Genomic DNA, 11884 nt, shown 5'->3' on the forward strand with positions numbered 1-11884 from the left:
CGTCCCTTATACCAAGGGAGGATGCAGGACGTGCGTCGGCCGCCATCACGTCCGTCAGGAAGGACATGGTGCAGATGACGCGGCGGGAGCCGATGGCCCCCGCCGCGTCATGCGCGTTACATCAGAAAGCGAGATGCAGCGTCGCCTCGACCGTGCGCGGGTCGCCCAGCACCCACTGGCTGCTGCCATAAGTGGCACGGGCATAAGTCTCATTGAAGATGTTGCGCACGCGCAGCGCGGCACTCGCCCCCTCGACAAATTGCCAGCGCACCCCTGCATCGGTGAGCGTGTAGGCCGGGACGATCCGGCTGTTCGCCGCGTCCTGATACCGTTTGCCGACATGGCTGACGCCACCGTCCATCACCCAATTATCGGCAAACTCCCAACTGACGAACGCGTTAGCGGTCTTTGCCGCCACATTGCTAGGGCGGTTACCGGCCCGCTGGAACAGCACGCCGCCTACCGACTCCGCAAAATCGTCATAGCGCGCCCGGACCAGCGCACCATTGAGCATGATGCTGAGACGGTCGATCGGCTCAAGGAAGAGCGAAGCCTCCACGCCGCGTGAGCTTTGCTGGCCCACCTGTACCTGAATAGTGGGAATCAACGGGTCGGATGTCAGCAGCTTGCGCTTGACGATATCATAGGCGGCCAAGGTCCACTGCCCGCGCGACCCCCAGAAGATATGCTTTATCCCTGCCTCATATTGCCGGCCGGTCGACAGGTCGAAATCGCTTTGCGCCATGCTGGTGGACACCAGCGCGCCGACCGGATCGGCCGCCGTGGCATATTGGCCATAGAGCGCCAGCGACGGCACCGGATTATAGACCGCGCCCATGCGCCATGTCACCGCATCGGGGGTGGCGACGAAGTTGTTGGCCGCGTTCACATAGTCGGTCTTGGTAATTTCCGGCCGATCGTAGCGCAGGCCCCCCACCAGCGAGAATTGCTCGCTGAACTTCAGTCGATCCTCGGCAAACAGCGCATATTGGCGGATGCGATTGGTGTAGCGCGGCTTGGTCGGTGCGCCAGGCTGATGAAGGAACAGCCCCGGATCGGGATTGGCGGCATCGACCAAGCGCGTTGCATTATTGCCGCTGTTACTGACATTCTTGTAACTGATGCGATTGACGTCGAAGCCGATCACCAGACTATTGTCCAGTCCGCCGACGCCATGGTTCAACGTCGCACTGGTACGGTTGCCGGTCTGTTTTTGTATATGGTACAGTTCCAGGAAACTGGATTGGCGGACCTGCGCGGCATTGCTGGCCGTCGCCGGCACATAGGTGACGGTTTCGGCATTTTTCCAATATTTGTTCGCCCACAAATGATAGAATATGCTCCGGATGGTCAATGCGTCCGACGGTTGCCACTCCATTTTCGCCTGGCTCCAATTGTCGCGGAAGCGCAGCCGGGCATCGGCGACATTATAGTTGTTCTTCCTGATCGAGCGATCAAGCGCGCCATTGACGAGCGGCACGCCAAACCAGGTGCGGGGATTTTGTTCGCTATAGTCATGGGACAGAGTGATGCTCAGATTCGCGGCGGGCTTCAGCCGGATAGCGCCGGCCAGCGCCACTGCATCGGCGTCGCCCCGCGTCATCCACCCTTCGGACCGGCGAACGCTGGCATCCGCGCGGAAAGCGACACCGTCCGTAACCGGGCCGCCTGCGCCGACCCCGATATTGAAGCTGTCATAGGACGACACGCCTACGCGCCCGCTGACCTGCATATTGTCCGACGGCTGCTTGCGCACGACGTTGACCGCGCCACCGATCGCGCCTTCGCCATAAAGGACTGAAGCCGGGCCGCGCAAAATCTCCACGCTTTGCGCCATCCACGGATCGGCGGGGAAGGTCAGCGTATTATTGTACATGCGCATGCCGTCATACAGGGTCATGACCGAATTCTGCCCGGTAAAGCCCCGCGCAGAGAGGCCGAAACCGAACACGCCCGACGTGTTGACGATGCCCGTCGCGCGCGCGGCAGCATCCTGAATGGTAAGGTCGCCGCGCAGGCGAATGGCGTCGCCATCCAGCGTTTCGACACTGGCCGGCATTTCCAGCGCGGTAAGGCCAAGCCGGCTCGCCCCGTCATTTTTCTGGTTGAGGCGCAGCGGATCGACGACGCCGGTGACGATGATGGCCGCCTCGTCCGTGTCTTCGGCAGACGGTTGGGCAAAAGCGCCAGGCGCAACAAGAGAGAAGGCCGCAATCGCAGCCGGTGCACATTTCAACATATTCAACCCCCGTTCGGCATCGCACGACAATCGGGCGGGGGCGTGCCGTTCACGAACGGTCGGCAGCCGGCATCGGCCGGACGCCAGGGGCGGCCGACACACAGCGTCCGATGCGGCCCCAGCCGCTCGTTCGTCGCTCAGACGGAGTTACCGTGCCGCGGCCATCCCCTGGACCAAGGCAAGAGCGACCAGACGCCGGCAGGTCTCCTGGCTCATGGGTCATCGCTTGATATACGGCCTTCCCAGGCCTCGCATGATTTAGCGTCCGGCCCAGTGGCTGGCAGATCGGTCGCAATGCCGTCTGCTCATGTATATCGCGCTCGCCACTTACAGTTGCAGGGACAGCCCTGGATTTGGACGGCTCGCACCATCCTCACCATGTTCCCATTTTAATCCCCGTTTCCGGGGAACCGACGCGATCTTTGTCTCCTCGGCTCCCAAAGGCGCCGCATCGACACACCCATCTATGATTCTCATGTTGCCGGCGCAAGAGACTTCCGCATTGTTCTTCAGCGGACTGATCGGCTTCTATAATATTGCCTCCCTCATAACGCCGTCGGTACGGTTCCGCCGTCGATGACATATTCGGTGCCAGCAGCGGGAGTCGTCGTTGATCGAGGTCACATGGATGACGATACCGCCATCCCTGCGGAGCATCGTCCTTACCGCCAAAGGACGGGCGGGCGGCGCGTCAATCCGGCGGATTTAAGGCGCATCGGATCGGGGCAGGACAGGCCGACGCCTGATATCGCAAGCGGAATAATCTCTCTGGGATGTCGCAAAACTTACATTTTATCGACCTACTCACCAGCCGCCCTCCCATGATATTCCGAGTTCACAGTCGTGACTGCGCTTCATGTTCGCCCTATTGACCGCTGGTTCGTGGACGAAGTCCTGCCGCACGAAAGCGCCTATATCGCCTATGCGCGCCGCACCGTGCGTGACGAAGACGAAGCGGGCGACATCGTGCAGGAAGTCTATGCCAAGCTGTTCACGCTCGACGGCTGGACCGCCATCGCCAATCCGCCCGGCTATGTGATGCGCATGATCTACAGCCATTCTATCGACCGTATCCGACAGGCCCGTGTCGTCACCATGCAACCCATGCCTGCTCCAGCCATAACCGATGTCGCCGACGACATGCCTGACAGTTTCCGCATCGTCGCCGCCCGCACGCAAATGGCCCGCGTGCATCAGGCGATCGCCGCACTCCCCGACCGCTGTCGCATCGCCCTTGTCCGTCGCCGTTTCGGCGAAGAAAGTCCGCGCGCCATAGCCGACGATCTGGGCATCAGTATCTCCACATTCGAAAAGCGTCTGGCCCGCGCCGTCCAACTGTTGACCCATGCCCTCACCCCTTACGAACCGGCCATGGACGACGTATCGGAACAGTCGCAGGAGAAGATGCTTCTCTGACCGGCAAGCGCCTGTTAGATAGAAGGAAGGGATTGATCCCCCTCATGGATTGGCCCGATTGGCGAATATAACGAACGACAGATGACGATTTCTAAGGATCCGCTGGGTCAGGACGCCCTCATTGCCGAAGCGTCGCGATGGTTCGCTGCGCTGGAGGCGGGCACGGCACATGCAGATGATTTCGAAAAATGGCGACGCGGCGATCCGGCTCGCGCCGTCGCTTACGCGCGCGTCGTTGCCAATTGGGAGCGGATCGCCACCGCATCCCCGGCAGCGCTTCACCCGCGCACGGATGAAGCGCCCGCGTTCACCCGTCGTCAATGGCTCCGGATCGCCGCTGTCGGCGTGCCGCTCGCCGTCATCGGATCCGGCTTCGTCGCGCAGCGCGCCTATGCCTGGGACAATGCAACGACGGGCGTGGGCGAAACCCGGCGCGTCAACCTGCCGGACGGCAGCATCGCCTACCTCAACACCGACACGTCCTTGTCATGGCAGTTCTCGAAAAAGCAGCGGGCGCTGCGCCTGGAGCGCGGTGAAGTGGCGCTCGACCTGCGCGGCCGCGACAGCGCCATCTTTCACGCGGATGCGGGATCGCTGTCGCTCACACCCGGCCTGTTCGATGCCCGCGTTACGGACGACCGGGTGAAAGTAACCCTGGTGGACGGCCCCGCCATGCCCCTGCGCGACACCGCAGACGCCGAGGCGTTGAAGCCCAACCAGTCGATCATCGTCGAAGGCGACGGCATGCATCGGGTCGAAACCCACAGCAGCGAACAAGTCGCCTCGCTCATGGCCTGGCGCGCGGGTGAGATCATCTTCATCGATCAATCGGTCGCCGACGCAGCGGCAGATTTCAATCGCTACCTTCCGCGGAAAATCATCGTCGTCGACGCCGCACTCGCGCAGGAAAAAATCGGCGGCCGCTTCGACCTGTCACGCCCCGACCAGTTTCTGAAAGCCGTATCGCTCAGCCTGAACGCACAGGTCACGACCACCCCCAACGGCTATCGCCTGGCGCGATAAGACACCGTTCGTAAAATGCGCGAAAGAGCGCATTTTCGATGCGGCACGGCAAAGGGCGCATTTCCAAACAGTCGCAAACGCAGCGCGAAACGACCGCGTCTTCACGCCACCAAATGATCGGGAGATTTATTTTCCTCCGGCTTGGAGGCAGTGCCTTCCAATCCCGTCATCACACCGAACCGCGCAAATATGGCGCTCTTCGGGGGTTGATCTTTCATGTCGTTCCGTATGTCCCATTCGCTTCTTGCCGCCCTTGCGACCACAACAGCGCTGGTCGCCAGCCCGGCGCAGGCCGCTTCGGTCTATTTCGATGTACCCGCGCAGGATCTGGGCGCTTCACTGATCACTTTCTCAAAGCAGGCCAAGATCAAGATCGTCTATCCTGCGGCTGAAATTCGCGGCATGGCCGCCCCTGCCGTCCGCGGCACGATGACCCGTCAGGCTGCCCTGTCGCTGCTGATCGCCGGCTCGGGCCTGCGCGTGGTGGGTGATGACGGTCAGCTGGTCGCCCTGGCGCAGACCAATATGGGAAACGCGCCTGCTGCCGCGAATGAACAGTCCGCCGACGACGCCATAGTCGTCACTGGCTATCGCCGGTCGATCGAGGAGAGCCTGGAGCAGAAGCGGCAGGCCAATGCCTTCGTCGACGTCATCACGGCGCAGGACATCGGCAAATTCCCGGACAAGAACGTCGCCGACGCGCTGCAACGGATGCCCGGCGTCGTCATCACCCGCGACGGCGGCGAAGGATCGCGCGTCAGCATCCGTGGCCTTCAGCCGGGCCTGACGCAAACCCTGCTCAACGGCAATTTCCTGGCCGGTGCCGATAGCGGCGATCCGCAGCGTTCCTTCAACTATGTGATGCTGCCCGCCAATTTCATCGCCAGCACCGAAGTCTATAAGTCCTCCGAAGCGCGGCTGGAGGAAGGCGGCATCGGCGGCACGATCATCCTCAACACCCGCCGTCCCTTCGACGTGCCTTCCGGCTCCGGCTTCATTTCGGCCGAGGGTACCTATTCGGACAATAGCGAAAAGTTCGAGCCGCAGATCGGCGCTCAATATTCGTGGAAGAATGCCGATGAAACCATCGGCTTCCTGATCGGCGGCGTCTATCAGAAGCGCACCAACCGCGAAATGCGCTCGACCGCAGGCACATGGCGCTGGTGGAGCGACCGCGGCGCGAACGGTCAGGTGCTGGAACGCGCGACCGACGTCAACGGCAAGCCGATCGCCAATGACGCGGCGGTGTCCTACTGGACCGGCGGCGGGCAAAGCACCAATGATGGCACCCATTATACCGGTTACTGGGCACCTCAATCGGTCCGCACCGAAATATTCGATCAGGACCGCGAACGCTTCGGCATTCAGGCGACGGCCCAGTTCCGCCCGACCGACAGCCTGACCATCACCGCCAACTATTTCCGATTTCAATATAGCAGCGACTTCACCTATAATCAGTTGACGATCCCTGAATGGGGTTACGGCAAATTCTTCAGCGACGCTGTGTTCGACAAGAGCGGTACGGTCATGAAGTCCGCCACCTTCGCGGTGCCCGGATCGCCCTGCCTTGGCAGCACGCCGATGTGCACGATGGAAACCCCGCGCCTCACCGGCTCTTACAGCGAGGAAAAGCAGCACAGCCAGACCTTCGAAGCTGAAGCCCGCTACAAGCGCGACCGGTTCGACGCGCTGCTGAAGGTCGGCAAGACCGCGTCGCAGGGCGGCCCATCGCTGCGTTTCCAGGCCGCCGCAAAGCCGCGCATCACCGTGCCGGGTCAGGAGAAGAACGGCAATTTCCTGAGCGCATGGACATTGGGCAGCAAGGGCGTGGCGATGGAATTCTCGCCCAACCTTCAGGAAAACCTGATGAACGGCATCGCCCAGATCGACATCGGCGGCACCAACAGCAGCTTCACCAACAGCGCCATCGACCAGCCCTATGTGCAGTTGGACATGACGCGCAGCTTCGATGACGGCGGCTTCTTCCGCTCGATCCAGCTCGGCGGCAAATGGCGCAAGCTGGAAGTGCATCGCGAAACCGGCCGCAACGAATGGTATGCCGATGCCGCCAACAAGATTCGCTATCAGAACACGCCGCAGGGCGCGGTGGCGCAGCCGGAATATTTCTACAGCCAGCCGATCGGCAACATCAATGGCGGCTTCAGCGCAAACCTCTATCCCGGCATCAATTTCAAGCGCTATCTGGAAATCATCAACGAACGCTATGGACCATCGGTCCGCGAGCCTGAACCCAACAACGTCTATTATCTCAGCGAAGAGGCGCTGGGCGGCTATGCCCAGGCCAATTTCGGCACCGGCGGCCTGCGCGGCAATATCGGCCTGCGCGTTGTGCGCACCAAGCAGCGAGACGAAACGTCGGACCGCCTGCAACGCCTGATCGATTATTGCGTCAATGGTCCGGGCGGCCCGTTCGACCCCAACCGTCCGCTGGGCGCGGACGGCAATTGTCAGGTGCTTCCGCTGACCCAGCGCGAAGTGATCGAAAATATCCGCCTCAACGAACGCAAGACCTACACCGATTTCCTGCCCAGCCTGAACGCGTCCTACGACGTCACATCCAATCTGCTGCTGCGCGGCGCGGTGGCGAAGGTAGTGGCGCGCCCTTCGATCTCCGATCTGGCGGGTGCCCGTTCGCTCACCTACCGCTCGCCCGAATATGCGTTCGACCGCGACCAGTTCGGGGAATTTGCGGGCTGGTCGGGCAGCGGCGGCAATTCGCAGCTGAAACCCTTCCGCGCATGGCAATATGACATCGGCCTGGAATGGTATTTCAGCCCCGGTTCGGTGATCGGCGCCACCGCCTTCCGCAAGGATGTGTCGAACTTCATCGTGCCGCTGGTGATGGACGTCACCCGCGATGTGGCGGGGCAGCAGGTGCTGATCGAATCTTATTCGACGGTGGCCAACGGCTCCAGCGCCGTGTCGCAGGGCGTCGAACTTTACGCCCAGCACACCCTGCCCTTCGGGCTTGGCGCGCAGGTCAACTTCACCTGGAACGACACCTCGACGGCGGACGTGACGCTCGACGGGCAGAAGGTCGGCACCTCGCCGCTGGTGGGCAGCGCCAAGACGCAGTTCAACGCCTCGGTCTTCTACGAAACCAAGCGCCTGCTGCTGCGCGCCTCCTACAACCGGCGCGGCACGGTGGTCGGCGGACTGTCATCAGGATTGAACACTTATACCGCACCCTATGAACAGGTGGATCTCAACGCCTCCTACGAACTGATGAACGGGCTAATGCTCACGGCCTCGGTCATCAACCTTACCAAGTCGCAGGAGTGGCAATATCTGGGCAATGACACCAAGGATCGTTTCGTCGGATCGATCTATGCGGGTCGCCGCGCCTATGTCGGCATCTCGTATAATTTCTGATCTTCCGACCGGCCGGGCGCAGCATGTGCCCGGCCGGTTTCTGCCTGCCTGACGGAAACGATCCTTCCATGCGTAAAATTGCTCTTATCGCCCTGTCGCTGCTCGCGACCGTTCCCGCCACGGATGCCCTCGCCTGGGGCGGCCGCGGCCATGCGGTGATCGATTTCGCCGCGCTCGACACCCTGCCCGCGGACGGCCCCGTCTTCCTGCGCAACTATGCCGACTATATCGGCGAAGAAGCGGGCGCGCCCGACACATGGCGCTCCTCCTCCGAACCTTTTTCGAAGATCGACGAAGACCCCAACCACACCTGGTTCCTTGAGCGTCTCCGCTTCTTCGGGTCCGACGTCCCCCGTTCGCGCCACGCCTTCATCCTCGCCCTCTACCGCGAGCATGAACGGGTGAAGGCCACCGATCCCAAGGCCGCCGAACGGCTCAACGTCCGCTGGACCGGCACGCTCCCTTATGCGGTGATGGAAGGCTATGGCCGCATCGTCGCGGGCATGCGCTCGCTACGCGCCAAACGCTCGCGCGGCGAACCCACGGCCAATATCGAACGGACGCTCGCCTTCTACACCGCATGGATGTCGCACTATATCGGCGACGGCGCGAACCCCCACCATGCCAGCATCCATTGCGAAGGCTGGTTCGGCGACAATCCCAAGGGCTATGTCACCACCGGTGGCATCCATGGCGGGTTCGAAATCGGCTATGCCGACGCCATCGACCTGCAACCGGCCGATTTTACCAAGCGCATCGGCGCGCCCGGCCGACAGGATGGCGATCTCTTCACCCATGTGTTGCAGTTCCTCGCCGACAGCAACGCCGACGTCGAAACCATCTTCGCGCTCGAAAAGCGCGGCATCCTCTCCGATCCCAAAAGCCGCGAAGGCCGCGATTTCGTCTATCGCCGCGCCGCCGCAGGTTCGGCCATGCTGCGTGACCTGCTGGTCCGCGCTTGGGCCGAAAGCGCCAAACCGGGCAAGGGCGATCCCCGCCCGCAAGATCCCGGCAACGCCCATTACGACCCAGAAACCGGCACCGCCCCGGCGCCGCTGCCCTGAAAACCAAGGACTTGATGACAATGCCTGCCTTCCCTGCTTTTTCCCTGCGCTCCATGCTGCTCACCGCCGCTGCTGCGATCGCGACCATGGCCGCCCCCGCACAAGCGAAAGAGGCGAAGCAGGCGCCCAAGGCCCGCAACATTATTCTCTTCCTGGGTGACGCAGGCGGCGTATCGACCATCAACGCGGCGGGCATCCTCGCCCATGACAAGCCGCAATCGCTCTTCATCCAGTCGATGCCGCATGTTGCTCTGTCGGACACATCGGCGCTCGACAAATGGGTGACGGACAGCGCGGCCGGCATGACCGCCATCGTCACGGGCCACAAGACCAACAATGCCATGGTGTCGATGGTCCCCGGCCCCGACGGCGCGCTGACGCCGGTCAAGAGCCTGCTCGAATATGCCGAACAGCGTGGCCTTTCGACCGGCGTGGTCACCAACAAGCCGATCTGGGACGCGACGCCCGCTGCCAACTACGCCCATGTCGCCGCCCGCTCGAACAAGGGCGACATCTTCGCGCAGATGCTCAAACCCCGCTTCGGCAACGGCGTCGACATCATCCTGGGCAAGGGTCGCAAGGACGCCGTAGCCGCCTTCAACGCTGCGGGCACCACCCCGGAAAAGGCCTTCGCTACGGCCGGTTACGCATTCGGCGAAGACCCCGCCCTGATCGCCACGTCGCCGCGCACGGCGGTGCTGCGCGACAGCGACTTCGCGCCCACGCCCGCCGTCGAAGCGACCATCGGCCAGCTCGCCCGCAACCCCAAGGGCTATTTCCTGATGGTCGAATGGGACATGCACACCGACGATCCGCTCGGCGGCATGCGCCATGTCATCGAAATGGACGACATGATCCGCCGTGTCAGCGCCATGGCCGGTCCGGACACGCTGATCCTCTTCACCGCCGACCATAGTTTCGGCCTGCGCATGACCGGCGGCAAGCGCGACACCCCGCTCGCCCAGCAATATGATCCGGCCAAGCCGGGCGTCATCAGCGTGGAAGACAGCCATACCGGTGAAGAAGTCATCGTCGCCGCCTCCGGCCCCGGCTCGGATCAGGTGCATGGCTTCATGCCCAACACCCGCCTGTTCGACATCATGATGTCGGCGCTCGGCTGGAAAAAAGACAAGTAACTCTCTTCCACGCAGGACAGACCATCATGACCATAGACCGCCGCACGCTCCTGCAATCGGGCGCTGGCCTGCTGCTCCTGAACAGCCTGCCCGCTCGCGCAGCGACGCTCACCCGTCCGCTGGGCGCAAACCCGTTCACGCTGGGCGTTGCGGCGGGCGATCCGTGGCCCGACGGGTTCGTCATCTGGACGCGTCTCGCGCCCAAGCCGTTGGACGAACATGGCGGCATGCCGCAGGCGATCGTGCCCGTGGCATGGGAAGTGGCGGAGGATCAGGGCTTTACCCATATCATCCGCCGCGGCGAAGCGCTCGCCCGGCCGGAGCTGGGCCATAGCGTTCATGTCGAACTGTTCGGCCTGCGTCCGCATCGCCATTATTGGTATCGCTTCAGCGTCGCGGGCAGCGACGTCAGCCCGGTTGGCATGGCCCGCACCGCGCCCGCCACCGACGCGGCCATCGATCGTGCCCGCATCGCCGTTGCGGGCTGCCAGCATTGGGAAGCGGGCCTGTTCGACGTCTGGGGCGCGCTCGCGCGCGAAGCTGATCTCGACCTCATCTTCCACTATGGCGACTATATCTACGAAGGCGCCGGGCGCCCCGAAGATACGAAGGCTGTGCGCCACCATGCCGGCGACGAAATCTACAGCCTCGACGATTATCGCCGCCGCTACGCGCAATATAAGAGCGACCCGCATCTGCGCGCCGCCCATCAAAGCTGCGCCTTCGCCGCCTCCTTCGACGATCATGAAGTCGACAATAATTGGGCGGGCGACTATGATCAGGACGGCACGCCGCCCGACATCTTCCTGCTCCGCCGCATGGCGGGCTATCAGGCCTGGTATGAGAATATGCCCGTCCGCCGCGCCCAGATGCCCGGCGCGCAGGGGATTACCGCCTATCGACGGCTCGATTATGGACAGCTGCTGCGTACGCATGTGCTGGACACGCGCAGCTATCGCACCGACCAGTCCTGCAACGACATAGCCCGCGCCGACAATTGTACGGTGGAAGCGCATAACAGCCCCGACATGCTGGGCCGTGCGCAAGAAGCATGGCTGGATCAGGGACTGGACAATGTTCACAAATGGAATCTGTTGGCGCAACAGGTGATAGTCATGCCATTCGACGTGCGCGCACCCGGCCAATCGCGCCCTGTGTTCGAAACGGATCTGTGGGACGGCTATCGGCCGGCCAAGGCACGGCTTGTGGACAGTATCCGCCGCCATAACCTTACCAATGTCGTGATCGCGACCGGCGATCATCATAAACATGCTGCCGGCGTCGTCCCCGAACGCGATGATGCGCCGGATGAAAAGCCGGTCGCCGTGGAATTTCTGGCGACCTCCATCTCATCGGGCGGCAATGGCCATGGCGATCAAGGCTTCGATCATTTGCTCCGCAACAATCCCAATCTGGACCTATATACCGATTATCGGGGATATCAGCTGTTCGATATTACGCCCGAACGGTGGGTGACCGACGTGAAGGTCATGGATGTCGTGGAACGGCCGGGCGGGACGATCCGATCACTGGTCCGTTATGAAGTGCAACCGGATGCCCCCCGGCTACACCGGATCTGATTTTTTGAGTTTCTGAAGCGTCTGTCGGATATC

The 11884-nt window shown here is 62.3% G+C and carries 7 protein-coding genes and 1 riboswitch; of the genes, 6 read left to right on the forward strand and 1 reads right to left on the reverse strand.

The window, feature by feature from the left end:
- Positions 1-121 precede the first annotated feature (121 nt).
- The gene (locus F4U95_RS00960; RefSeq protein ID WP_120253135.1) at positions 122-2239 is read right to left on the reverse strand and encodes a TonB-dependent receptor; all 2118 of its coding nucleotides are present in this window, start codon (positions 2237-2239) and stop codon (positions 122-124) included.
- Between the two features lie 180 nt (positions 2240-2419).
- Positions 2420-2669, reverse strand: a riboswitch (cobalamin riboswitch).
- A 413-nt stretch (positions 2670-3082) separates the two neighbouring features.
- Between F4U95_RS00960 and F4U95_RS00965 the strand changes: the two genes are divergently transcribed.
- The 6 genes from F4U95_RS00965 (at position 3083) to F4U95_RS00990 (ending at position 11851) form a co-directional block, all read left to right on the forward strand.
- Positions 3083-3655, forward strand: coding sequence for an RNA polymerase sigma factor (locus F4U95_RS00965; RefSeq protein ID WP_120253136.1), 573 nt, complete (start codon positions 3083-3085; stop codon positions 3653-3655).
- Between the two features lie 81 nt (positions 3656-3736).
- Positions 3737-4678, forward strand: coding sequence for a FecR family protein (locus F4U95_RS00970; RefSeq protein WP_120253137.1), 942 nt, complete (start codon positions 3737-3739; stop codon positions 4676-4678).
- Between the two features lie 228 nt (positions 4679-4906).
- Positions 4907-8071 carry a TonB-dependent receptor gene (locus tag F4U95_RS00975; RefSeq protein ID WP_246171458.1) on the forward strand — a complete coding sequence of 1055 codons (3165 nt, stop codon included), beginning with the start codon at positions 4907-4909 and terminating at the stop codon, positions 8069-8071.
- Between the two features lie 68 nt (positions 8072-8139).
- Positions 8140-9135, forward strand: coding sequence for a phospholipase C/P1 nuclease family protein (locus F4U95_RS00980; protein ID WP_120253138.1), 996 nt, complete (start codon positions 8140-8142; stop codon positions 9133-9135).
- Between the two features lie 14 nt (positions 9136-9149).
- Positions 9150-10271, forward strand: a complete 1122-nt coding sequence (locus F4U95_RS00985) for an alkaline phosphatase (protein ID WP_232016285.1) — start codon at positions 9150-9152, stop codon at positions 10269-10271.
- 26 nt (positions 10272-10297) lie between these two features.
- Positions 10298-11851, forward strand: a complete 1554-nt coding sequence (locus F4U95_RS00990) for an alkaline phosphatase D family protein (RefSeq protein ID WP_120253140.1) — start codon at positions 10298-10300, stop codon at positions 11849-11851.
- The last annotated feature ends 33 nt before the right edge of the window (positions 11852-11884 follow it).

The sequence above is a fragment of the Sphingobium limneticum genome, from assembly GCF_008710165.1.
GTDB classification, from domain to species: Bacteria; Pseudomonadota; Alphaproteobacteria; order Sphingomonadales; family Sphingomonadaceae; genus Sphingobium; species Sphingobium limneticum.